This window comes from Streptomyces narbonensis (assembly GCF_014649015.1).
In the GTDB taxonomy this organism is placed as follows: domain Bacteria; phylum Actinomycetota; class Actinomycetes; order Streptomycetales; family Streptomycetaceae; genus Streptomyces; species Streptomyces narbonensis.
The window spans coordinates 1-710 of record NZ_BMSF01000122.1 but is presented as its reverse complement, the minus strand read 5'-3'; the positions used below and the strand labels follow the sequence as shown (position 1 = coordinate 710).

The 710-nt window shown below is 69.7% G+C and carries 1 protein-coding gene; it reads left to right on the top strand.

What is annotated here, in order from left to right:
• Positions 1 to 710 (top strand): methionine adenosyltransferase (gene metK / locus IE124_RS34245; protein ID WP_189513969.1); only part of this gene is annotated, 710 nt, incomplete at both ends.

Sequence of the window (710 nt, the reverse complement as noted above, 5' to 3'; positions counted from 1 at the left end):
ACCGAGGTCCGCAAGAACGGGACCATCCCGTACCTGCGTCCCGACGGCAAGACCCAGGTCACCATCGAGTACGACGGCGACAAGGCCGTCCGTCTCGACACGGTCGTCGTCTCCTCGCAGCACGCCTCGGACATCGACCTGGAGTCGCTGCTCGCCCCCGACATCCGCGAGTTCGTCGTCGAGCACGTGCTCGCGCAGCTCGTCGAGGACGGCATCAAGCTCGACACCGACGGCTACCGGCTGCTCGTGAACCCGACCGGGCGCTTCGAGATCGGCGGCCCGATGGGCGACGCCGGCCTCACCGGCCGCAAGATCATCATCGACACGTACGGCGGCATGGCCCGCCACGGCGGCGGCGCCTTCTCCGGCAAGGACCCGTCGAAGGTCGACCGCTCGGCGGCGTACGCGATGCGCTGGGTCGCGAAGAACGTCGTCGCCGCCGGTCTCGCCTCGCGCTGCGAGGTGCAGGTCGCGTACGCGATCGGCAAGGCCGAGCCCGTCGGTCTCTTCGTCGAGACCTTCGGCACGCACACGGTCGACACGGAGAAGATCGAGAACGCGATCGGCGAGGTCTTCGACCTGCGCCCGGCCGCGATCATCCGCGACCTCGACCTGCTCCGCCCGATCTACTCGCAGACCGCCGCCTACGGCCACTTCGGCCGCGAGCTGCCGGACTTCACCTGGGAGCGCACCGACCGCGTGGACGCCCT